The sequence below is a fragment of the Archangium lansingense genome (assembly GCF_026626635.1).
Taxonomy (GTDB): domain Bacteria; phylum Myxococcota; class Myxococcia; order Myxococcales; family Myxococcaceae; genus Archangium; species Archangium lansingense.
Genome location: NZ_JAPNKA010000001.1, coordinates 6,998,644 through 7,020,789, shown reverse-complemented (window position 1 = coordinate 7,020,789; position 22,146 = coordinate 6,998,644). Strand labels below are relative to the sequence as shown.

The following is a 22,146-nucleotide window of genomic DNA, read 5'->3' as shown; positions in this document are numbered from 1 at the left end:
TGTCACCTCCTGCTGTATGATGGGAGTGGTCTGGCGGGAGCGCCAGCAGGAGGAGGAGCGAACATGGGTCGGGGAAAGCGTCCAGCCACCTACGAAGACATCGAGGCACTGCCGCCTGGGTGGGTGGGGGAGATCATCGACGACGAGCTGTGGGCCTTTCCACGGCCGGCGACGTGGCACACGCGGGCGGCTTCGAAGCTTGGCGCGCTGTTGGATCGCTTCGACGCCGGGCAGGGCGGTCCGGGGGGCTGGTGGATCCTGGACGAGCCGGAGCTGCACTTCGGACGGCAGGTGCTGGTGCCGGACCTGGCGGGCTGGCGCCGGGAGCGGGCGCCCGGTTTGCTGGAGCGGGATGAGCCCTTCTTCGACCTGGCACCTGATTGGATCTGCGAGGTGCTCTCGCCCTCCACTGCCGCGTTGGACCGGGGGCGCAAGCTGGACGTCTACCTCCAGGAGGGGGTGAGCCATGCGTGGTTGGTGGACCCGCGAGCCCACGCCCTGGATGTATACCGCCGAGGCAAGAAGGGCTGGCGGCTCGTCGCCCGTCATGGGGGCGAGGAAGTGATCCGCGCCGAGCCCTTCGACGCCGAGCCGCTCGAGCTGGGGCTTCTCTGGGCCCCGAAGTCCACCCCGGCTCCTGGACTCGGAGGCCCCGGTTCAGCCGGGTCTACCCCGGGGTGAACCACACCACGGAGAGGGGAGGCAGCGTCAGCGGGGCCGAGGCATCCTGTCCGTCCCACGCGAACGGCTCGGTGTGGATGCGTCCCATGTTGCCGATGCCGGAGCCGCCGTAGTCGCGGGCGTCCGTGTTCAACAGCTCCACGTAGCCGCCGTGCCGGGGGAAGCCGACGCGGTAGCCCTCGCGAGGCACGGGCGCCAGGTTGGCGATGCACACCACATGGCCTCCCGGCTGCCGCGAGCGCCGCACGAAGGCGAACACGTTGGCCGCCGCCGAGTCCGGCTGCAGCCACTGGAAGCCGAACGGCTCGCTGTCCGCGTCGTAGAGCGCCGGGTGGCTCCGGTAGACCTTGTTCAGGTCCGTCATCATCGCGTGGATGCCCGCGTGGCCTGGATCCGCCAGCAGGTGCCAGTCCAGGCTCCGATCGTTGTTCCACTCGGCGGGCTGGCCGAACTCGCCGCCCATGAAGAGCAGCTTCTTGCCCGGGTGCGCCCACATCCACGCCAGCAGCGCCCGGAGGTTGGCGCGCTTCTGCCACGCGTCCCCCGGCATCTTCCCGTACAGCGAGCCCTTGCCGTGCACCACCTCGTCATGGCTCAGCGGCAACGTGAAGTGCTCGCTGAAGGCATACAGCAGACCGAAGGTGAGCTGGTTGTGGTGGTACTGCCGGTAGATGGGATCCTTCGAGTAGTACGTGAGCGTGTCGTGCATCCAGCCCATGTTCCACTTGAAGTGGAAGCCGAGCCCGCCCTCCTGGGTGGGCTGGCTCACCTTGGGCCATGCGGTGGACTCCTCGGCGATCATCACCGCGCCGGGGAACTTGCGGTGCACGGTGTCGTTGAGCTCGCGCAGGAAGGAGATGGCCTCCTCGTTCTCGCGGCCGCCCCAGCGGTTGGGCACCCACTCGCCGTGCTTGCGGCTGTAGTCGAGGTAGAGCATGGAGGCCACCGCGTCCACGCGCAGGCCGTCGATGTGGTACTCGTCCAGCCAGAAGAGCGCGTTGGCGATGAGGAAGTTGCGCACCTCGTTGCGGCCGAAGTTGAAGACGTAGGTGCCCCAGTCCGGCTGCGTGCCCTGGCGAGGATCCGCGTGCTCGTAGAGAGCCGTGCCGTCGAACTGGCCCAGCGCATGCGCGTCTCGGGGGAAGTGCCCGGGCACCCAGTCCAGGAGCACGCCAATGCCCTGCTCGTGCAGGTAGTTGACGAGGTACCGGAAGTCATCCGGGTGGCCGAAGCGCGCGGTGGGGGCGTAGTAGTTGCCCACCTGATAGCCCCAGGAGCCGCCAAAGGGGTGCTCCGAGACGGGCATCAGCTCCACGTGGGTGAAGCCCATCTGCTTCACGTAGTCGGCGAGCGCGGTCGCCATCTCCCGGTAGGTGAGGGAGCGGTCCCCGTCCTCCACCACGCGCCGCCACGAGGCCAGGTGCACCTCGTAGACGCTCCACGGCTCGTGGTCCACGTTCTTCCCGGCGCGCGCCGTCATCCACTTCTCGTCCGTCCACTGGAAGTGGTTCAGGTCGTGCACCACCGAGGCCGTGGCCGGAGGCACCTCGGTACGGAAAGCGTAGGGGTCGGACTTCAGCAGGCGGGGTCCGCCGTGGCCCGGACGGATCTCGAACTTGTAGCGCGTGCCCTCGGCCACCTCGGGGATGAAGAGCTCCCAGATGCCCGAGGCGCCCATGCGCCGCATGGCGTGCAGCCGCCCGTCCCAGCTGTTGAAGTCGCCCACCACGGACACGCCCGCGGCGGTGGGCGCCCATACCGCGAAGGCCACGCCGCTGATGCCGCTGTGGTGCAGGGGGTGAGCCCCCATGCGCTTCCAGACATCCTCGTGCCGGCCCTCGCCCACGAGGTGCAGGTCGATGTCTCCCAGCGTGGGAAGGAAGCTGTACGGGTCTCTGAGGGTGAACTTCTTGTTGCCGGGGTACTCGACCTCCAGCAGGTAGTTGAAGTGCTCGGTCCTGCCGTTGATGCGTGCCTCGAAGACGCCTCCCAGCCGGTGCATCATGAGAATGCGCCCGCCGAACTCCGGCAGCACGTGGAGGGAGACAGCGTCCGGGCGGAAGGCCCGCACCACCATGCCATCCCCATCCGGGTGGATGCCCAGCACGCGGTGCGGCTCGGGGTGCCTCAGCTCCACCACCTGCTGCAGCTCCGCATCCACCTGCTGCCGATCCATCGGCTTCTTCACTTGCGAACCTCCATCCTCATGAGTGCCTGGACGGGGATGCGCACCCAGTCCGGCCGGTTCTGCAACTCGTAGCGCACTTCATAGAGCATCTTCTCCAGCTCGAAGGCGTCAAGCATCGAATTGAAGGAGGCGTCGTCCGAGGGCAGGAAGGGCGCTCCGCGCGTGGAGGCGCGGTAGCCCTCGAGGAAGGCCTTGCGCGCGGGTCCCAGGCGCTCGCCGTCGGCCTGGCCCTCCAGCCCCACCGTGGCCTCCGCGTAGTCGAAGGAGCGCAACATCCCCGCAACGTCTCGCAGGGGCGAGTACTTCTCCCGCCGCTGGTTGAAGCTGCGTCCCGGCTCGCCCTCGAAGTCGAAGATGAGCCAGTCTCCATCCGCGCGGAGCACCTGGCCGAGGTGGAGATCTCCGTGAATGCGGATCTTCTGCCCGGCAGGAGGAACGTGCGCGAGCTGCCGGGCGTAGCCGATGAGATCCTCCCGGCGGCCCTCCAGCTCGGGAAACTGACGGGAGGCCTCGTTGAGGGTGACGCCCATCTCTCCCACGATGGAGGCGCTCCAGCGCTGCAGGTCCTCGGCGTGGATGGGCTCCGGGGAGAAGGCCGGCTCGTCGGTGGGGGCGCCGAGCGCGTGGTGCAGCTCGCCCAGCCGCTGGCCCAGCCTGCGCAGCTCGCCGAGGAAGGTGTCCGTGAGCCGGGCGCCTCGGCGGAAGTGCTCCAGGGTGTGGCGCCAGCCGTCGGTGACGTCGGGGATGTAGCGGTGAACCACCGCGAGGGTGGCGCCGGCGGGCCCCTCGGACTGGAGCGCTCCCAGCAGGGTGGGGGTGGCCCGGAAGGAGGTCTTGGTGGCCAGGTAGCGGCCCACCTCGTACTCGGGGTTGATGCCGGGCTCCAGCTTGCGGATGACCTTGAGGATGACCTTCTCGGCGACGACCACCGAGGTGTTGCTCTGCTCCACCTGAAGCCGCCGCACGGGCAGGGGCGAGGGCAGGGCTATCAACCCCTCGGGAGTGTCCAGCCACTCGCCGCACAGCTTGCCCGAGGCACTGGAGACAACGCGCTTCTCGCGGATGAGGTTGAAGAGGGCGCGCAGCACCTCCACGTCCTCGAAGGCATCCTGCACCCCATCGTCCTTGCCCTCCACGGGCAGCAGGTAGCGGTCCGGGTGGCCCAGCTCGTAGAGGACCTCCACCACGGCGAGGGTGAAGTCACGCCCGCCGGGCAGCTCGATGCGGGCGTGGTCCATCACGGACACGGACTTGATGGGCCAGGCCTTGCCGGCGAACCAGCGCTGGTTGCGCAGGTAGTCCGGGAGTTTGGTCAGGTCAATGGGCGTGGTCATGGCATTCCCCTCCCTGGCGCGAGCTTCTCGAGGCGGAACCACAGGAACATGAAGGGCCCGAGCGTGATCTGGTAGGGCATGGCGGAGATGCGCGGGAAGGGCGTCTCACCGATGAGCTCCACGGGAACCTGGCCCTCGAAGTCCCGCAGGTCGAGCACCGCGGGCTGGGAGAAGCGCGAGAGGTTGCAGACGATGAGGATGGTCTGCCCCTCGTGCTCGCGGGTGAAGGCGAGCACCTTGCGGTTTTCGGGGTGGACCCAGCGCAGCTTGCCCATGGCGAAGGCGGGGTAGCGCTTGCGCACCCGGATCATGCGTTTGAGCCAGTTGAGCAGCGAGGAGCGCACGCGCTCCTGGGCCTCCACGTTGATGCTCTGGTACCCGTAGACGGGGTCCGCGATGATGGGCGCGTACAGGCGGGCATAGTCCGCCCGGGTGAAGCCCGCGTTGCGGTCGCTCGTCCACTGCATGGGGGTGCGCACGCCGTTGCGGTCGCCCAGGTAGATGTTGTCCCCCATGCCGATCTCATCCCCGTAGTACATGACGGGGGTGCCGGGCAGGGTGAACAGCAGGCTGTGCATCAGCTCGATGCGCCGCCGGCCGTTGTCCATCAGCGGGGCGAGCCGCCGGCGGATGCCCAGGTTGATGCGCATGCGCGGATCAATGGCGTACTCCCGGTACATGTAGTCCCGGTCCTCGTCCGTCACCATTTCCAGCGTCAGCTCGTCATGGTTGCGCAGGAAGATGGCCCACTGGCTGTTCTCCGGGATGTCCGGCGTCTGCTCGAGGATTTCGACGATGGGCGTGCGGTCCTCGCGGCGCACCGCCATGAAGAGGCGGGGCATGACGGGGAAGTGGAAGCCCATGTGGAACTCGTCGCCGTCACCGAAGTAGACGCGCACGTCGGCGGGCCACTGGTTGGCCTCGGCCAGCAGCAGCTTGTCCGGGTACTCCGAGTCGATCGTCTTGCGCAGGCGCTTGAGGAAGGCGTGCGTCTCCGGGAGGTTCTCGCAGTTGGTGCCCTCGCGCTCGAAGAGGTAGGGCACGGCGTCGCAGCGGAAGCCGTCCACGCCCATGTTCAGCCAGAAGCGCATGACGTCCAGCATGGCCTCCTGGACCTCGGGGTTGTCGTAGTTGAGGTCCGGCTGATGGCTGAAGAAGCGGTGCCAGAAGTACTGCTTGGCCACCGGATCCCACGTCCAGTTGGAGCGCTCGGTGTCGGTGAAGATGATGCGCGCGTTCTTGTATTTGTCGTCCGTGTCGCTCCAGACGTAGAAGTCGCGCTTGGGGCTCTTGGGATCCCTGCGCGCCTCCTGGAACCAGGCATGCTGGTCGCTGGTGTGGTTGACGACGAGCTCGCTCAGGATGCGGATGTCGCGCTTGTGGGCCTCGTCCACCAGGCGCTGGAAGTCCGCGAGCGTGCCGTAGTCCGGGTGTATCGCGTAGAAGTCCGCGATGTCGTAACCGTCGTCCTTCAGGGGCGAGGGGTAGTGGGGCAGGATCCACAGGCAGGTGACGCCCAGGTCCTGCAGGTACGGCAGCTTCTCGATGAGGCCGGGGATGTCCCCGTGGCCATCCGCGTTCGAGTCATAGAACGCGCGGATGTGCAGTTCGTAGATGACTGCCTTCTTGTACCAGAGCGGATCCGTCCGGGTCATAAGCTGGGTGGGGTCTCATTCGTAGTAGTCGAACGCCTGTTCGCTGCGGCGGAAACGATACACGGCCCAGATGGCCGCGGGCTGCTCGGGCGAGAGACGCACGTGCGCGGTGGGCCCCTGCCAGAGGCTCCGCTCGCCTGTCATCAGCTCGTGGACCTGGTACGTCTCATCCGGCTGAATGCCCAGCTCCTGCAGCGGGACATGCAGCACGGACTCCTGCGCATGGAAGGGATCGAAGCTCACCGCCACCAACACCTGGCTGGAGCCGTCCGGGGTGCGCCTGGTGTAGAACATCACCTGCTCGTTGTCCGAGCGGTGGAAGCGCAGGTTGGAGTAGAGCTGGAAGGCGCGGTGCTCGCGGCGGATGGCGTTGAGCCGGGAGATGTAGTCGCGGATGTTGCCCGGCCGATCCAGGTCCCACGCCTTGAGCTCGTACTTCTCCGAGTCGAGGTACTCCTCCTTGCCCGGCTTGACGGGAGTGCCCTCACACAGCTCGTAGCCGCAGTACATGCCCCAGGTGCTGGAGAGCGTGGCGGCCATGGCGGCGCGCAGGCGGAAGCCACCGGGCCCGCTGCGCTGGAGGAACTCGGGGAGGATGTCCGGCGTGTTGGGCCAGAGGTTGCCGCGCATGAAGTCGGACACGGGCGGCGAGGTGAGCTCCGTGAGGTACTCCTCCATCTCCTGCTTGAAGTTGCGCCAGGTGAAGTAGGTGTACGACTGCTGGAAGCCCAGCTTGGCCAGGGCCTTCATGACTTTGGGGCGGGTGAAGGCCTCGGAGAGGAAGACGATGTCCGGCCGGACGGAGTGCACCTCGCGGATGAGCCAGGCCCAGAAGGGCAGGGGCTTGGTGTGCGGGTTGTCCACGCGGAAGATGCGCACGCCCTGCTCCACCCAGTGCATCACCACCGACTTGAGCTCGGGCCAGAGCGTGGAGCGCCCAGGGCCCATCCAGTCGAAGTTGACGATGTCCTCGTAGCGCTTGGGCGGGTTCTCGGCTGTCTTGATGGTGCCGTCGGGCCGGTGGAGGAACCACTCGGGGTGCTCCTTCACGTAGGGGTGGTCCGGCGAGCACTGGTAGGCCAGGTCCAGAGCGATCTCGATGCCCAGCGCGTTGGCGGCCTGGACGAAGCGCCGGAAGTCCTCCAGCGAGCCCAGCTTGGGGTGCACCGCCTTGTGACCGCCCTCGGTGGCGCCGATGGCCCACGGGCTGCCCACGTCCTCGGGGCCCGCGGTGAGGCTGTTGTTCTTGCCCTTGCGCGCGGTGCGGCCGATGGGGTGGATGGGCGGCAGGTAGATGACGTCGAAGCCCAACGACTGCACGTAGGGGAGCCACTTCTCCGCATCCCGGAAGGTGCCGTGCGTGCGGCCGTCGCGGGGCGTCGAGCGCGGGAAGAACTCGTACCAGGAGCTGAACTGCGCCTTCTGCCGGTCTACGAAGACCTCGAGCACGCGGTCGTACTGGGTGGCGAGGGTGCGGTCCGCATACTTGGAGGCCGTCAGGGCGAGCCCCGGATCCATGGCCGCGGCGATGGCGTTGGGGCTCATGCCCTTGTCGAAGAGGGCCGTGGCCTCGGTGAGCCGTTTGGCTTCCTCGGGGCTGCCGGCCTTCTGGGCGCGCGCGGCGTGGGCGCGGAGCATGGCGGCACCCTCGAGCAGCTCGCTGCGCACATCGCGGCCCACGTCCACCTTGCGTTTGATCTCGGAGACCCAGGTGGCGAAGAGGTCCGGCCAGGCCTCCACGGTGAACTCGTAGCGACCATTGCGCGCCAGGGGGAACTCGGCCTCCCACAGGTCGTTGCCCTTGGCGACCATGGGCACCTCGGCCCACCCGGTTGCCTGCTCCTTGGGCACGGATTGGCGCCAGCGCACCACGGCCACCAGGACGTCGTGGCCCTCCTTGTAGATGTCGGCCTTGACCGTGAGGGTCTCGCCCTCGACGCGCTTCACGGGCCATCGTCCCGCGTCCAGCTGCGGCCGGACGTTCTCGATGACCGTGCTTCCGATTCTCTCGCTCATAAATGCAGGCGGCCCCTTTATAGGTCCCCGCGCCACGCTGCCCCGGCGCTGTCTTTCACCATGCGTTGATGCAGGACGCTCCCGGCGTCCGGCCCGTTGGCCCGTGAACGTTAGGAATGGCTCCGCACGGTGCACACCGGCCGGGATGGGCCGCTCCCCTGTCCGGCGCCCGGGCTAGGCGAGCGGGTAGGCGGGAACGGGACGGGAAGAGTGCGTGTACCTGGCTGCCCGCTGGCCGGTTTGACGGGCTGGCTCCCGTGCAGCTGCATGCGAAGCTGCCAGGACTCTTCAATGAGGGGAGGTCGGTCTTGCTGCAGAAGTGGAACGCAATGCTGATCGCTGGCTTGCTCTTGAATCCGTCATGGGGGCTGGCGGATCAGCCGAAGGAGGAGCGACCGGATGGTGGCCCCATCGAGATGAAGAATGTCTTCGAGTGCCTGAAGGCCTGCAATGCGAGCATCGAGGAGGCTGAGGACTTCTGTCGGAACCTTCCTGACGACAACAAGAAGAGAAAAGCCTTGTGCTGGTCGGCGATCTACGCGGGGAAGGCTGCGTGCCAGGTGTTCTGCCGCGCTGAGTTTGGCCCACCCATCCGGCATTAAGGATCTTGCCTGGGCGGAACTCCTGCCCTGGGTGTGACATCGGAGTGCTCCTCGAAGAACCTCCGCACGAGGGTCATCGCATTCATGAGCGCATCGACGGGGCCAACCCCCATGACGCACTTGATGCCGGGGAGGTAGCCCTCGATGGAGAGCGGGCAGTACCACGCTCGATCCGCCTCACCCGGAAGTGGCTGCGGACGGCCGACGACGATCCTGGAGACCTTTGTCTCTCCCTCCTGCGTCGTGTGGGACCAATGATCTTCCGCAATGGGGTCATCAATGGTGGTGAGTCGAGGGCGCCAGTCTTGAGTGCTCATCGCGGTGATAGTGCTGGAAACAGGGGCCGACGGCACGGCAGGCGCCGCTTCGGCTCCTCACTGTTGTTCCAGCGGGGCGGAGGCTGTACGAGGAGTGCCCGGGCGGCAGGGGAGGGGGCAATACCCGTTGGCGGGTCGCCGCCGGCTCCTAGGGGCCAGCCTCGGTACGTGCTGAGGGTAAAACAAATGCACCCCTGGCGAGCTGCGCGGACAGGGGACTCTGCGGGGCACTCCTGGCCTGAGGCCAGGGGCGATGACAGCGACGGCTACGGCTGCGACTTGTGCTTGTAGAACAGGATGAGCGTGTAGCAGTGGAACTCGTTGTCGCTCGACTGGGCCACCACCCGGTCGACGATCTCCAGATCCGAGTTGCTCCTGATCCAGCGGGTGACGTTCTCACCCAGCTCTTCCCGCTCCTTCGCCTTCGTCGCGGAGAACACCTTCACGCCCGTGAACATCGCCTTCCACTCCTTGCGCTGTGTTTTGTACTGACTGTGAGGAAGGTTATCGCGCGCTATTCACAGGTGTCAAAAAAGCTTACCTGTAGCTACCCGGGCTGGCCCCGGGGCTTCCCGCCAGGGGGGACGTGCCTAGATTCCCTGGGTCGCTGGATCTGGAAGCCCGGGGGACGGGCCCTCGGCAAGGGGTTGGGCGAAGGGGGTTGGCCGTGGACGTCAAGACGAAGAAGGACCTGGCGGTGGACTTCATCAATGAGATCCGGACCATGGATCCCTCCGCTCTCAACGCGCTGATCGTCAAGGAGGCAGGCGAGGAACTCGCCCAGTTCTTCCTCAACTACAGCGCCAACCTCATCTCCAAGGATCCCTCCCGGGTACTGGAGAACACCTCCTCGCTCATGCTGATGGGCTACCTCATCCGCACCCACGAGGAGAAGAACGGCCAGGCCAAGCCCACCGGGCTCCAGGGCTACGCCTACGCCTGATTTCGAGCGGGGCAGGGTGCGCCGACACTCGACAGCTCCCACGGGAGCCTGCTAGGGACCGGCGCCCATGCTCATCGATCTGCACGCGCATTCCTACCTGTCGAAGGGTTGCGACCTGGATCCGCGCGCGGTCCTGGACCGTGCCGCGCTGTTCGGTCTGGACGGCGTGGCCTTCACCGAGACCAACACCCAGGATGGCTGTGACGAGCTGTTCGAGATCGGCGCGAAGTCCAAGGTGAAGGTCTTCGTCGGCCTCGAGCTCATCACCGACCGGGGCCAGTACCTGTGCTTCTTCCCGAAGCCGGAGCGGGCTCCCGAGCCGGTGCAGATCTGGGGCAGCAACCGCGAGAAGCCGTGGAGCGCCGCCGAGTGTCTGCCCAAGGTGCGCTCGCTGGGCGCCGCCATCGTGGCCGCTCGGCCGTATGACCGGGACTCGCCCAACCCCGCGATGGACTACGTCCGCACGCTGGGCGGGCTGCTGTGCGCGGTGGAGGGGTACAACGCCCGCGTGAAGCAGACGGCCAATGACCTCGCAGTCGAGGCCTCCGAGACGCTCAAGCTGCCGTGCACCGGTGGCAGCGACGCCCGGGGCTCCCTGGACGAGGTGGGCTATGGCGCCACCTTCTTCAAGAAGCCCGTGCAGACGCAGGAGCAGCTCGTGGCCGCGCTGCTGGCCGGGGACTTCTTCCCAGTCATGGCCGGCGAGCTGCCTCGACTCACCCGCCCGGGGGAGGCCCAGGCCTCTCGGGGGGGTGGCAAGCGTCGGAGCGGGGGTGGTGGCGGAGGACGGCGTCGCCAACGCTAGCGTGTGGCCCTGGCGTCTGACCCTCTCCCCCTGGGAGAGGGACGGGGTGAGGGTGTTCGCCCCGTGGGTTTCAAGCTGGGGACGACCCTCACCCTAGCCCTCTCCCAGAGGGAGAGGGGACATCCACGGGCAGCAGTCCTCTATGCGCTCACTTCGCTGCGGCTGGCGTGCCCTCGTCCACCCGGGTGACCAGTCCGTCGGTGATGAACACCCGGCGCTTCTCTCCCGGGTAGATCCACTCCTGGTGCACCTGCTGTCCGTCCAGCGTTCGGCGGATGCGATCCGGCGGTCCCCAGGACATCTCCACCGCTCCCTCCGGCATGTACTCGAGCACCTTCTTCTGCTTGATGGCCTCCTGGAAGCGCGCCTGGAACTTCGCCATCTTCGGCGCTGGATCATGCTCCGCCAGGTGCCTGTCCAGCTCGGCCTTCACTTCCTCCTTCGTCTTGAGCTGCGGCGGGAGCACCAGGATGACCGGTGGCCCCGCCGGTACGCCCTCCACGTCCAGGTACACCCAGGGCTGCGTGCGCGGTGAGTACAGCACCCGCTCCGCCATCACCCAGGCCGTGGGGAACTCCACCTTCAGCACGCGCACCTTCGTGCCCGCCGGCGCCATCGCCTGCACCGCACCGGGGTTGATGGGGTTGCCCTTGGTGTCGTTGAGCAGCCGCACCTCCTCGGGCGGGTAGGGCGTCAGTAGTCGCTTCGAGGCGTCCCCAAAGAACGGGGTGATGTAGCTGGAGGCCCGCAGGTAGCGCGCCGCGGTCGGGCCAGTGGTCAGATCCTGCTGGAGCTTCGAGCGATCCTCCGCGCTCAGCAGGGTCTGGCTGGCGCAGCCGGTAGCGAGCACTCCGGAGACGAGAACGAGCAGGGCGAGGCGTCGGGTCATGGTCGGTCTCCGTCAGAAGCTGAAGGCGAAAGCCCGGGTAGTGATGGGCGGGGTGTCGCGTCCGCCCGAGACGTCCGACACCTCCACCGCCCGCTGGCGCGTGACCTCCACGATGCGCGGCCCGCCCGCCTTGCCCAGTGCGTCGATGCCCTGGATGACGTGCGAGACGAGCAGCGCGACGCCTCCCAGGCCCCAGAACCAGCCGCCCAAGGCCAGCCGGAAGACGGCGCTGGCAACGATGATCGCCGCGTCCACGATGAGGAACAGGATGAAGCCGTCCTGATCCCTCACCAGCAGGTGGCCCGTGCCGAAGCCGATGAACAGCCCCAGCAGCAGCGCGGCGACCTGCCTCACCTCGGAGTCCATGGCGCCTCCGGTGTCCAGGGGGAGGGGCGCGTCCATGAGGCCGAAGCGCATGGCATCCGTGAGGCGCAGCGGGGGCGTCTCGGAGGGCTTGAAGGTGGCCGCCAGCTCCAGCCCCTCCAGAAGCCGCGCGTGGCGGCCCTCGATGGAGTGGGCGAAGGAGACCGTCGGATCGGCGGCAGGGGCCGACTCCGGGGCGGGGGACGTGGCCAGCAACGACGCGAGCAGCAGGGGAACGAGCATCTGACGCACCTCGGCGTGGATACGCGGGAGGGCGCCTTCCTTAGCTCAGCGGGGGCTCGGCGTCAGCGCCTCAGTGTCGCGAGCGCGTCGCTGCTCACCACAGCCCTTCAGCGGCGGACACACGGGTCCACGGCCATCGGGATCCGGCACCAGCAGAAAACGGCCCAGACCACGGGCGTCGGTCAGCTCTGGGTGGCCACAGAGCACACAACGGCGGGGAGGACGCTTGGAGGGAGGGAATGGCACGAGGCCACTCTCCCTCCGGTCCGCCGCCCGCGCGACTTTTCGGCCGCTCAGCTCTTGCTGCCAGAGGCCGCCGCCGGGGCGCTCGGGGTGCTGCTGGCGCTGGAGGAGCTCGAGCCCGAGTCCGACGAGCTGCTGGTGCTGGAGGGCGACGGGCTGCTGCTGGAGCTGGAGGACGGCGAGCTGCTGGAGCTGCTCCCGTCCTTCTTGGTGGAGCCGTAGAGGTCCGAATACCAGCCACCGCCCTTGAGGACGAAGCTGGAGCGGCTGACGACCCTGCTCAGCGAGCCCTGGGCCCCGCACGCGGTGCAGGTCTCAGGCGTGGGGTCGCTCACCTTCTGCAGGACATCGATCGTCTTCTCACAGGACTTACAGGCGTACTCGTAGATGGGCATGGCTTGGCCTCTTCACTAAGACTGGGGCGTGGAATGAGGGGAGTGATCCGAGCCCCGCTTGCGCAGGCCCTCGGCCACTCCCAGGCGCTCGAGTGCACGGAGCACGAGCTCGGAAGGGGCGCCGTGCTTGCGGGCCACCACCTCCGCGAGCTCGGCGAGCGTCTTCGCCTCCGGAAGCTCGTCGCGCACCAGCACCTCGAGCTCCCTGCGGAGCATGTCCGTGAAACGCTTCTTGATTCCCAGGTCCACCAGGTACTTCTCCCGCCCCAGCAGATCCAACCGTTGGGTCAGGTTGCGCGCGGAGAGGGCCTCGCGGCGGAAGCGCTCGCGCAGATCCTCGACCTCCCGGGAAATGCCGACCTTGGCCTCGAGCTGACGCAGCTCGGAGGGGCTGAGGCCCAGCGCCCAGGCAACCCGGCCAGTGGCTCCGCGGTTGTCGGTGAAGGCACTGAGGATGGCCGTGCGTTCGCGGTTCTCCATGGCCTCCATCAACCCGTGAGCCATCAGCACTCCTTCCAGCTCCTGCAGCGTCAGGTCCCCTCGGCTGCCGTTGTACTGCTGAGCCAGGGAGTTGAGCAGGGCGAAGCGGTGCTCATTCGAGCCCATCGCCGCCTCCACCAGCTCCTTGCCCGACGTGCGAGTCAGCTCCTGGTAGCTCGTCTTGGGAGCCTCCAGGCGGGTAAAGCGGCCGCGCGGCTTGGGCAGGTCGCGCTTGAGGAAGGTCGACGTCTCCTCCCCCTCCTCGAACTCGGGCGGGACCGCCTCGGCGGCGGTGCGCTTGCGGGGGGCGATCCGCGCCTGGACCGTCTCACCCTTGGACCTGGGCGCCTTCTCCGGCTTCGCGGGCACGGGGGCCGGCACGCCTGCCTGGAAGGTGGGCGTGGCGAAGGTGGGGACCTCGGGGGAGGGAGGGAGAGCGGGCGGCCGCTTCTCCTCGTGCACCCGGGCCAGCTCCTGCACCACGTCGTAGAAACCGCACCCCTGCCGCGTCGCGGCGAGCTCGGGAGCCGTGCCCTTGAGCACGTCCACCACCGCGAAGGGGCCAAGCGGCGTGGCCGCCGGCTCGGTGTCGGTCAAGGTACGTACCCGGAAGTCGTCGGCCTCGGACAGCAGGGCGAGCGCTTCGCGGACCTCGGTGGGGGTTGCGGGAGCCTTGGCTCGCCTGCAGTAGTCGGAGACGGCTACTGCCACCGGGGTGGGCACGTCATCGGGTTGCCGCTGTCTCTGCCAGTGACTGTTCATGAAAGTTGCGGAAAAATGCTCGTTTACGAGGCTGGGTGCCTCTATCTTTGCTGGCAGACGGGTGTCAATGAATCCAACGGGCCCCAATCTAAACAGCCAGAGAATGATGCAAGTCGGTGTCACACCCGAAGGGCGGGCCAGGGGCCATTACCGTTCGGCCGGTGGACACTCAAGGGTGCGTGGGCCATGAAGGTGGCTCGGGAGGCAGGAGGGCCGTGAATCAGAACATGGACGAGGTGCTCCAGCGGTACATGGCGCAGCACGGGCTCAAGAGCACGCGTCAGCGCAGCCTCATCATCGATACCTTCTTCTCTACGGGCGGTCACCTGTCCGTCGAGGAGTTGTGGAACAAGGTGCGCGAGCAGGACACCCGGGTCTCGGTGGCCACGGTGTACCGGACGATGAAGCTGCTCAACGAGTGCGGTCTGGCCCATGCGCGCAACTTCGGCGACGGGCAGACGCGCTACGAGGCGGCGGCCGGCCGCCACCACCATGATCACCTCATCTGCACCCACTGCGGCACCATCGTCGAGTTCGAGGATGACCGCATCGAGCAGATGCAGGAGGCGGTGGCGCGCAAGCACGGCTTCACGGTGACATCGCACAAGATGGAGCTGTACGGACTGTGCCGGAACTGCCAGCGGAGTGGCGTGGCCAAGAGCGAGGCATGAGGCGCACGGCCCTGGCGGTGGGGTGCGCCCTGGTGCTGGCGCTGGCCGGGTGCCGCACGGTGCCCGAGCTGCCCGAGAGCGGCTCGGGAGTCTCCCCGTACCTGAGGGCCCTGATGCTGCCCTCGGTGGGGCCCACGCCCCTGGACTGGAACCGGCTGCCCGGGCGCGTGGTGCTGGTGTCCTTCTTCGCCACCTGGTGCTTCCCGTGCCTGGCGGAGCTGCCCACGCTGGAGGCCCTCCAGAAGGAGTACGGCCGCCAGGGCTTCCAGGTGGTGCTGGTGGGCCTGGATCTGGACGGGGCCAAGATGCTGGCGCCCTTCGCGGACCAGTACGCGCTCAACTTCCCGGTGCTCGTGTCCGACGAGCCCATGCAGCAGGGGCGCAGCGCCTTCGGGCTCATTCCCTCGCTGCCCTGCACCTTCCTGCTGGACAAGGAGGGGCAGGTAGCCGGCGCGTGGCAGGGCATGGCCGGCCACACGGACACGTCGCGGGCGGTGGAAAAACTCCTGCGGCGCTGAAGCGCGGCCCCGGGCTTCTGTCTCCTGGACGCTGGTCCTCCCGGTCGTGACTTGCACCCAGGTACGGGGCGTGTGCATGCCTCCGGACACGGGAGGTGCAACACGATGGCGGGAGCAACGGACAGCCGGTTGTCTCGTGTGCGCCCGTTCTCGGTGACGCGCGGGTTCAGGTGCCTCGGCCCGGGACGAGGGGCGGCCGGATGAGAGCGTCCTTCTTCTCCGGGGGGCTGGTCGGGGCCCTGTGGGTGGCCATCTTGCTCGCGCTGGGTGTGGGGTTCGCCTCGGTGCTGACGCTGCGCTCGGTCACCCAGGAGCAGGGCGTGGCCCTGGTGCAGGAAGCCGCCGACCTGGAGGCGGTGCAACACCTGCTGTTTCTGAGCGAGCGGCGCGCCCGGTATGCGCGCTCCTGGTTGCTCTCGCCGGAGCCGCACATCTTCCGTGAGCTGGAGGAGACCCGCCAGGAGTGGGATGTGCGGCTGAGGCAGCTCGAGGAGACCCTCACCGTGAAGGACGCGCGGGCGGTATTGGCCCGCATCCGCGAGCGCCAACATGCCATCCAGGCGCTCATGGACCACATCGTGGCCCGGCGAGAGCAGGGGGCTCGGGTCGAGGACTTGAAGCTCCAGTTCGAGATGGAGCTTCGCCCCTTGAGGGTGGGGCTGGATGAGGAGCTCGCCCGGCTGATGGCGCTCCAGGAGGAATCGCTCCAGGAGGCCGTCCGCCAGCAGGAGCGGACCCGGTTGCGCGCCGTCACCCGGTTGGGGATGGCCATGCTCGGCGCGATCCTGGCCGCTGGCGCCTGCGGGGGGCTGCTGGTGCGCAGCCTGCGCCGGCACCGGCGGGCCGAGGAGGAGGTGCAGCGCAGCGAGGCCCGCTTTCGCGCCACCTTCAACCAGGCGGCGGTGGGGCTCGCCCAGGTGGCGCTGGATGGGCGCTGGTTGCTGCTCAACCAGCGCTTCTGCGACATCCTCGGCTACAGCGCGAAGGATCTGCTCGGGCAGCGCTTCGTGGACTTTACCCACCCGGAGGACCGCGCGCGGGACGCCGCGAACGTGCGCCGGCTGATGGCCGGAGAGATCTCCTCCCTCTCGTGCGAGAAGCGCTACCTGCGCAAAGGGGGCTCGGTGGTGTGGGCGGACCTCTCCGCGTCGCTGGTGCGCGATGACGAGGGCAGGCCCCTGTACGTCCTCGCGGCCATCGAGGACATCAACCGGAGGAAGGCGCTGGAGGAGGAGCGGGCGCTGCTGCTGGCCGAGGCGCAGGAGGCGCTGCGGCTGCGGGAGGAGTTCCTCTCGGTGGCCAGCCACGAGCTGCGCACGCCGCTCACGCCGTTGAGTCTGAAGCTGCAAGTGCTGCTGCGCGAGGCGCGGGCCTACCCGGAGCTGCCCTTTGCCCGCCGGGTGGAGGCGCGGGTGGTGTCGGGACAGCAGCAGGTGCAGCGGATGACGCGGCTCATCGACGATCTGCTGGATGCCAGCCACCTGGGGACGGGCAGGCTGATGCTGCGCCTGGAGGACGTGGACCTGGCGGCGTTGGTGCGCGAGGTGGCTCGGCGCTTCGAGCCGGTGGCGCTGAGGGCGGGGTGCGCCCTGGAGGTGGACGCGGCGGTGCCGGTGGTGGGGCGGTGGGATGCACGCCGGTTGGAGCAGGTGGTGTCGAGCCTCCTCTCCAATGCCCTCAAGTTTGGCCCGGGACAGCCTGTACTCCTCCGCGTGGAGGCGGAGGGGCGCCTGGCGCGGCTGACGGTGCGAGACGAGGGGATCGGCATTGCATCGGAGCAGCTTCCGCACATCTTCGATCGCTTCTCGCGGGGTGTGTCGGACCGGCACTATGGGGGCATGGGTCTGGGGCTGTTCCTCACCCGGTACGTGGTGCGCTCGCTGGGCGGGGAGGTGGTGGCCGAGAGCACACCGGGGCAGGGCGCCACCTTCACCGTTCAGCTCCCGCTGCGAGCCGCCGAGGGCAGGGGAGAGTTGGCCCCAGGGGACGAGGCGCCGCAGCCCGTGTAGCGCGAGGGCGACGCCCGCTACAGGTCTGGAGCGGATTTCTTGCCGGGGGAGTCGTCGCTGGTACCTTCCGGCCACTCATGACGGTGCGGCGAAAGCTCCTCGGTGTTGCGGCGTGTGTAGCCGCGGTCCTCACGCTGGTTTCAGCGGTGGACGCGAAGGGCTTCCGCCGCTACCTGCGTCTGCGCCAGGACGTCGAGGCCATCCAGGAGCGCAACCGCGTCCTGTCCGAGCAGAACGCCACCCTTCTTCGCGAGATCAACGCGCTGCGCAATGATCCCGCCGCCCTCGAGCGCGCCGCGCGCGAGGAGCTCGGCTATGTCAAGCCGGGCGAGCTCGTCTTCCATCTGGAGTAACCGTGTCCGCGCTTTCGGCCATCCCTCCAGTCTCCAAGCTCTTCCAGTCCCTGCTCCGCGCCGTGCCCGCCGCGGGCGTGCTGTCCGCCTTCATCCACCTGGCCCGGGGCGGCTTCCGCGGTCTGCACACGCTCGGTTGGACCGAGGCCTCCCTCGTTGTCTTCCTGCTCGCCGGGCTCGGCGTCATGGGCTGGCGGCGCTTCACCCGCGGCGCCGTGGGCGCTCCGCTCTTCCTCCGGGACGATCTGGAGCTGGGGGCGGTGCTCATCGCCTCGGCCTTCATCGTGGTGGCCATCGCAGGGGGTGGGGTGTTCCCCCTCATCTACCTCGTCATGGCCTTCCTGGTGGCCTTCCTGCCTCGCAACGCTGGCCTGGCGCTGCTCGGCATGGCGCTCGCCTTCGATGCGCTCGTCACCCTGCAGGGCCCCGAGCGCAGCGTCACCTCCTTCCTCACTCACGCGCTCTTCCTCGCGCTCTTCGCTGGCCTGTACCACCTGGTGCTCTCCGCCCGCATCGCCGCCGCTCGCCGCGCGGAGAACGTCGCCGTGGAGAAGCGAATCAAGGAGGTCGAGGAGCGCGCCCGCACCTTCCGGCTCGTCAGCTCCGGCTCCCACGACAACCCGCCCGACGTGAAGGACGAGGAGAAGTGGCTGCTTGCCTCGGTGAAGGAGATCGAGGGCGCGGTGGGCGCCGCGCTGGAGATCGCCGAGACGGCCCTGCACACGAACACCTGCGCGGCCTTCCTGCTGACGTCGGACGACAAGGGGCTGAAGCTGTACGACTGCCGCAGCGCCTCGGATCGCGTGCAGCGCGAGCGCTTCAACGCGGGCGAGGGCATGCTGGGCGGGGTGCTCAAGCGCCGGGCCCCGGTGCGGATGCACTCGGCCCATGGGCTCAAGGGCATCACCTGGTACGACGAGAGCGCGCCCACCCTGGGGGCCGTGCTGGCCGTGCCCATCATCGAGGGCGGCAGCGGCCTGGTTCGCGGCGTGCTGGTGGCCGACCGGGTGACGCACAACCCCTTCTCGGATGATGACGAGAAGCTGCTGACCACCATCGCCGCCGAGGTGCTGCGCTCCATCGAGGTGGAGCGGGTGATGACGTACATCCGCAAGACGCGCGACGAGAAGGACCGGTTCTTCCGGGCCATCGAGGAGCTCAACCGCGCCGGCAGCCCGGATCAGGTGTTCCTGGCGGTGCTGGAGAGCGCTCGGCAGCTCGCGGGGCTGGACTTCTGCGCCGTCACCATCGTGAACGAGCAGGAGGGCAAGCGCGTCCACAAGGTGGCGCGGATGCTGGGCGTCACCGCGCAGGGGAGCAAGGCGCTCGAGGGCCGCTCCTTCCCGGACAACAACGGGCTGGTGGCCAACGTGGTGCGCTACGGCGCGCCGCTGCCCGGTCGCGACATCAAGGCCATGGACCGGCAGGTCATCTTCGACGAGGAGACGCAGCTACGCGGCCTGGGGGCCCTGAAGATCTTCCCGCTCACCGCGGGCGACAGGATTCTCGGAACGCTGGTGGCGGGCTCGCGCCGCAAGGCCGCGCTGGACCACGACGTGCTCCGGATGCTCGAGGTCATCGCCATCCAGGCCGCCCAGGCCGTGCTGCGCGCCCAGCTCTACGAGGCGATGGAGCGCATGGCGACCACGGACGGCATGACGGGCCTGTACAACAACCGCACCTTCCAGTCGAAGGCGGACGAGATGCTGGCCCACTCGCGGCGCTACGGGCGCAAGTGCTCGCTGATCCTCACGGACGTGGACCACTTCAAGAGCGTCAACGACACCTATGGTCACCTGACGGGAGACCAGGTGCTCAAGGGCGTGGCGCGCATCCTCAGGCAGCAGGCGCGGGACACGGACATCGTCGCGCGCTACGGCGGCGAGGAGTTCGCCATCCTGATGCCGGAGACGGAGGCCAAGGGCGCGAAGGTCATCGCCGAGCGGATCCGCGAGGCCATCAAGGCCGAGGTCTTCCAGACGGAGATGGGCCCGCTGAAGGTGACGCTGTCGCTGGGAATCGCGACGGCGCCGGACCACGGCACGGACAAGCTGGTTCTGGTGGAGCAGGCGGACCAGTGCCTGTACTACGCGAAGCGGCACGGCCGGAACCTGTCGGTGACGGTGGCCGAGGCCCAGGGAGGCCGCAAGCTCCAGGCCGTCGAGGGTTGAGAACCGTGTCTGCTCCCTCTCCCTCTGGGAGAGGGCTGGGGTGAGGGTCTTTTGAACGAGCGGAGCCGAGTTCCCCTCGCCGTGACCACGAGCGGCAAGCCGGAAGAGTCCCTCGTGAAGCGGGCCCGCGAGTCCGCGCGCACCTGGAACCTGCCCTACATCCCGAGGCGCAAGAAGGAGCCGATCGGCCCGATGCTGGAGTCCTCGGCGGATGCCCTCATCGTCTTCGAGCGCGAGAGCGTCACGCTCTGGGACCACGAGGGCTCCTTCAGCTTCAACCCGGGCATGGCCCACCTGCGCCGGCTGCGGATCCTCTCGGGGCAGGTGGGGGGAGATGACGCCCTCGTCCGCGTGGCCGAGCTGCGCGCGGGAGACCACCTCCTCGATTGCACGCTGGGGCTCGGGCAGGACGCGCTGGTGGCCGCTCTGGTGGCCGGGCCCACGGGGAAGGTGGTGGGGCTGGAGAAGAGCCTCGCGCTCTACGCCGTCGTGTCCGAGGGCCTCGCGGCCTACGACTACGGACCTCAGTCCTGCCGCGTGGAGGCGGTGCACGCCGACTCGCACACGTACCTGCGCTCGTTGCCCTCGGGCTCATTCGACGTCGTCCTCTTCGATCCGATGTTCGAGAAGCCCAAGAAGTCCCAGCCCGCCTTCGAGATGCTCCGCCGCTTCGCCGAGCACGCCCCCCTCACACCGGAGACGCTCGAGGAGGCCCGGCGCGTGGCTCGGCGGTGGGTGGTGGTGAAGGGCTCGAAGTACTCGGACGACCTGAAGAAGCTGGGGCTCGAGGCCGAGCCTGGCTCTCGTTACACCTCCATGATCTGGGGGCGAGTGCCAGCGGTCTCGTCCGGGTAAGTCCTTACAGCGCAGCCGCGATGGCTCCGGCTACGCTCGCATGAACACAGAGGAGGGGTTCACACGATGCGGAGCACGATGCGGTGGTTGTCCGTGGTGGGAGGGTTGTGTTTCTCGTGGGCGCTGCCAGCGATGGCGGAGGGCACGCCAGTCGACTGTGGCAGCATCGACTGCGAGGGCATCCGCGAGATGAGGGCGCTGCACGACGCGCAGATTGCCTCCCTTCAAGAGCGGGATCTTTTCTCCCAGAATCTGGCGGAGGTGGGCTTCAAGCCCGCGGCGTGCGCGAATGGCTCTCGCGCGCCCGTGCCGGGGCTGGGTTGGGTGGCGGGCTGCCACTTCGCCTACCGGGTGACGGCCGTGACGAACCCTCCGGAGAGCTCGACCTTCACCGCCGTGGCCCAGGGTGCCGCGGGCACTCCGGCCGCGGGCGTCAAGCTGCTGATTGGCAGGCTTTCGGGGGGCAAGCTCGTCTTCTCGCTGGATCGCGGTGGTGTTCGCCGCTTCGTGGGCTGGGACGAGTGTCTGCCGGCCGCGTCCTTCACGTGCGAGGCCCAGCAGCGCGAGGGGGTCCAGGCCATCCGGGCGCTCTTCACCACGGAGCGGGCCTTCCTGCAGGAGAAGGACCGGTACTCGAGCAACTTCGAGGAGATCGGCTTCGTGCCCATGGGCTGCACGAATGGGACGCAGGCCGCTGTCCCGGACAGCTCGTGGATCGGCGGGTGCCGCTTCATCTACCGCGTCGAGTTGTCGGGTACGGGCCCGGCGATGACCTTCATCGCCACGGCGCGCGCCATCTCCGGCCCCATCGCGGGCACCACGATGAAGATCGACCAGACCGGGGTGCTCTCCATCACCCCCGTCCGCGGCGCGTGCGAGTGAGCCTCCTCCGGTAGCTGGGAGCCCCAAAAACCTTGCCCCGGAACTCGGAGACGTTGATCTCCGAGTCCGGGGCAGGAGCCCTCCAGGGAGAGGGGGAGAAACCCTGGCGGCGCATCATGGATAACCCGTATGGGGCGTTGGCGCATCCCCTATTACACCTGGAGTCTCATGCAGCCCGTGTGCCGGGCTACAGAGGGTCTGGGCGCCTCGGGCGTGCCGGGCCACGGAGGGGCAGGGTGCCTCAGACGGGGCAGGTTGCCCCGAGGCCACCGTGACAGGTGGGCGGGGCCGGGGTCGGTGGGCGGGACAGATCGTCAAACCCCTGGGCGCGGCTTCACGTAGCTTGGCCACCATATCTCCCACCAGGAACGGACCATGACACCAGACGAGGAAGTGCTGCTGCGCACCGACCGGGAATTCAATGCCGCCACGCAGGCGCGCGGCGGGGAGGGCTGGGCCGCCTACTTCGCGCCCAATGGCGTCATGCTGCGCTCCAATGGCCACATCATCGGACCCGAGGCCATCCGCGCCGCGATGACGCCGGTCTTCGCCACTCCGGGTTTTTCCCTCACCTGGGAGCCGAGCCGCGCCGAGCTCTCCGTCGGCGGACGGCTCGCCTACACCACGGGCCGCTACCTGCGCAGGACCCGGGACGCCTCGGGAGGCGTCGTGGAGGCCCGCGGCACGTACATGAACTTCTGGGAGAAGCAGCCGGACGGCTCGTGGAAAGTGGTGGCCGATGCCGGTGATCCGGATGAGGCCCCGCGCTAG

The 22,146-nt window shown here is 68.2% G+C and carries 21 protein-coding genes and 1 pseudogene; 13 read left to right on the top strand and 9 right to left on the bottom strand.

What is annotated here, in order from left to right; genetic code table 11:
- Positions 1 to 63: 63 nt before the first annotated feature.
- A complete protein-coding gene (locus OV287_RS28445; RefSeq protein ID WP_267537195.1) occupies positions 64 to 681 on the top strand; it encodes a Uma2 family endonuclease in 618 nt (205 codons plus the stop codon).
- Here OV287_RS28445 and glgB read toward each other — a convergent pair.
- From glgB to OV287_RS28425, 4 genes are read right to left on the bottom strand one after another with little or no spacing between them, the layout of a single operon-like run.
- Positions 668 to 2,869 (bottom strand): 1,4-alpha-glucan branching protein GlgB, encoded by a 2,202-nt coding sequence (glgB, locus tag OV287_RS28440; protein WP_267537194.1) that lies wholly within the window; start codon positions 2,867 to 2,869, stop codon positions 668 to 670. The genes OV287_RS28445 and glgB overlap by 14 nt on opposite strands.
- Positions 2,866 to 4,203, bottom strand: a complete 1,338-nt coding sequence (locus OV287_RS28435) for a phosphotransferase (RefSeq protein ID WP_267537193.1) — start codon at positions 4,201 to 4,203, stop codon at positions 2,866 to 2,868. The genes glgB and OV287_RS28435 overlap by 4 nt, the downstream gene beginning before the upstream one ends.
- Positions 4,200 to 5,858: a maltose alpha-D-glucosyltransferase gene (gene treS, locus OV287_RS28430; RefSeq protein WP_267537192.1), complete on the bottom strand. Its 1,659-nt coding sequence runs from the start codon at positions 5,856 to 5,858 to the stop codon at positions 4,200 to 4,202. Before treS ends, OV287_RS28435 begins: the two co-directional genes overlap by 4 nt.
- Before the next feature lie 15 nt (positions 5,859 to 5,873).
- Positions 5,874 to 7,874, bottom strand: coding sequence for an alpha-1,4-glucan--maltose-1-phosphate maltosyltransferase (locus tag OV287_RS28425; RefSeq protein WP_267537191.1), 2,001 nt, complete (start codon positions 7,872 to 7,874; stop codon positions 5,874 to 5,876).
- A gap of 308 nt (positions 7,875 to 8,182) precedes the next feature.
- On the opposite strand from OV287_RS28425, the gene OV287_RS28420 reads away from it, so the two are divergent.
- The gene (locus OV287_RS28420) at positions 8,183 to 8,476 is read left to right on the top strand and encodes a hypothetical protein (protein WP_267537190.1); all 294 of its coding nucleotides are present in this window, start codon (positions 8,183 to 8,185) and stop codon (positions 8,474 to 8,476) included.
- Positions 8,477 to 9,059: 583 nt separating this feature from the next.
- On the opposite strand, the gene OV287_RS28415 is transcribed toward OV287_RS28420, so the two are convergent.
- Positions 9,060 to 9,251, bottom strand: coding sequence for a hypothetical protein (locus OV287_RS28415; protein WP_267537189.1), 192 nt, complete (start codon positions 9,249 to 9,251; stop codon positions 9,060 to 9,062).
- A 209-nt stretch (positions 9,252 to 9,460) separates the two neighbouring features.
- Between OV287_RS28415 and OV287_RS28410 the strand changes: the two genes are divergently transcribed.
- A complete protein-coding gene (locus tag OV287_RS28410) occupies positions 9,461 to 9,736 on the top strand; it encodes a hypothetical protein (protein WP_267537188.1) in 276 nt (91 codons plus the stop codon).
- A gap of 67 nt (positions 9,737 to 9,803) precedes the next feature.
- Positions 9,804 to 10,541, top strand: coding sequence for a PHP-associated domain-containing protein (locus tag OV287_RS28405; protein ID WP_267537187.1), 738 nt, complete (start codon positions 9,804 to 9,806; stop codon positions 10,539 to 10,541).
- A gap of 148 nt (positions 10,542 to 10,689) precedes the next feature.
- Here the strand turns inward: OV287_RS28405 and OV287_RS28400 are convergent, their stop codons facing one another.
- Complete coding sequence (locus OV287_RS28400; RefSeq protein WP_267537186.1) at positions 10,690 to 11,430, bottom strand: hypothetical protein; 741 nt, start codon at positions 11,428 to 11,430, stop codon at positions 10,690 to 10,692.
- A 12-nt stretch (positions 11,431 to 11,442) separates the two neighbouring features.
- Positions 11,443 to 12,036 carry a hypothetical protein gene (locus OV287_RS28395; protein WP_267537185.1) on the bottom strand — a complete coding sequence of 198 codons (594 nt, stop codon included), beginning with the start codon at positions 12,034 to 12,036 and terminating at the stop codon, positions 11,443 to 11,445.
- A 300-nt stretch (positions 12,037 to 12,336) separates the two neighbouring features.
- Between OV287_RS28395 and OV287_RS56240 the strand changes: the two genes are divergently transcribed.
- Complete coding sequence (locus tag OV287_RS56240) at positions 12,337 to 12,501, top strand: hypothetical protein (RefSeq protein WP_308809855.1); 165 nt, start codon at positions 12,337 to 12,339, stop codon at positions 12,499 to 12,501.
- 74 nt (positions 12,502 to 12,575) lie between these two features.
- On the opposite strand, the pseudogene OV287_RS56235 reads toward OV287_RS56240, so the two are convergent.
- Positions 12,576 to 12,674 (bottom strand): annotated as a pseudogene (locus tag OV287_RS56235) (FmdB family zinc ribbon protein); the annotation flags it as partial.
- Between the two features lie 15 nt (positions 12,675 to 12,689).
- Positions 12,690 to 13,916 (bottom strand): hypothetical protein, encoded by a 1,227-nt coding sequence (locus OV287_RS28385; protein WP_267537183.1) that lies wholly within the window; start codon positions 13,914 to 13,916, stop codon positions 12,690 to 12,692.
- 227 nt (positions 13,917 to 14,143) lie between these two features.
- Between OV287_RS28385 and OV287_RS28380 the strand changes: the two genes are divergently transcribed.
- The 8 genes from OV287_RS28380 (at position 14,144) to OV287_RS28345 (ending at position 22,146) form a co-directional block, all read left to right on the top strand.
- A complete protein-coding gene (locus tag OV287_RS28380; protein WP_267542431.1) occupies positions 14,144 to 14,587 on the top strand; it encodes a Fur family transcriptional regulator in 444 nt (147 codons plus the stop codon).
- Positions 14,584 to 15,105, top strand: a complete 522-nt coding sequence (locus tag OV287_RS28375) for a TlpA family protein disulfide reductase (protein WP_267537182.1) — start codon at positions 14,584 to 14,586, stop codon at positions 15,103 to 15,105. Before OV287_RS28380 ends, OV287_RS28375 begins: the two co-directional genes overlap by 4 nt.
- A gap of 200 nt (positions 15,106 to 15,305) precedes the next feature.
- Positions 15,306 to 17,114, top strand: a complete 1,809-nt coding sequence (locus OV287_RS28370) for a sensor histidine kinase (RefSeq protein ID WP_267537181.1) — start codon at positions 15,306 to 15,308, stop codon at positions 17,112 to 17,114.
- A 77-nt stretch (positions 17,115 to 17,191) separates the two neighbouring features.
- The gene (locus OV287_RS28365; protein ID WP_267537180.1) at positions 17,192 to 17,467 is read left to right on the top strand and encodes an FtsB family cell division protein; all 276 of its coding nucleotides are present in this window, start codon (positions 17,192 to 17,194) and stop codon (positions 17,465 to 17,467) included.
- 2 nt (positions 17,468 to 17,469) lie between these two features.
- Positions 17,470 to 19,638, top strand: coding sequence for a sensor domain-containing diguanylate cyclase (locus OV287_RS28360; protein WP_267537179.1), 2,169 nt, complete (start codon positions 17,470 to 17,472; stop codon positions 19,636 to 19,638).
- A 51-nt stretch (positions 19,639 to 19,689) separates the two neighbouring features.
- Positions 19,690 to 20,493 (top strand): class I SAM-dependent methyltransferase, encoded by an 804-nt coding sequence (locus tag OV287_RS28355; protein WP_267537178.1) that lies wholly within the window; start codon positions 19,690 to 19,692, stop codon positions 20,491 to 20,493.
- A 66-nt stretch (positions 20,494 to 20,559) separates the two neighbouring features.
- Positions 20,560 to 21,375, top strand: a complete 816-nt coding sequence (locus OV287_RS28350) for a hypothetical protein (protein WP_267537177.1) — start codon at positions 20,560 to 20,562, stop codon at positions 21,373 to 21,375.
- A 375-nt stretch (positions 21,376 to 21,750) separates the two neighbouring features.
- Entirely contained in the window at positions 21,751 to 22,146 is a 396-nt protein-coding gene (locus OV287_RS28345) for a YybH family protein (protein ID WP_267537176.1), read from the top strand.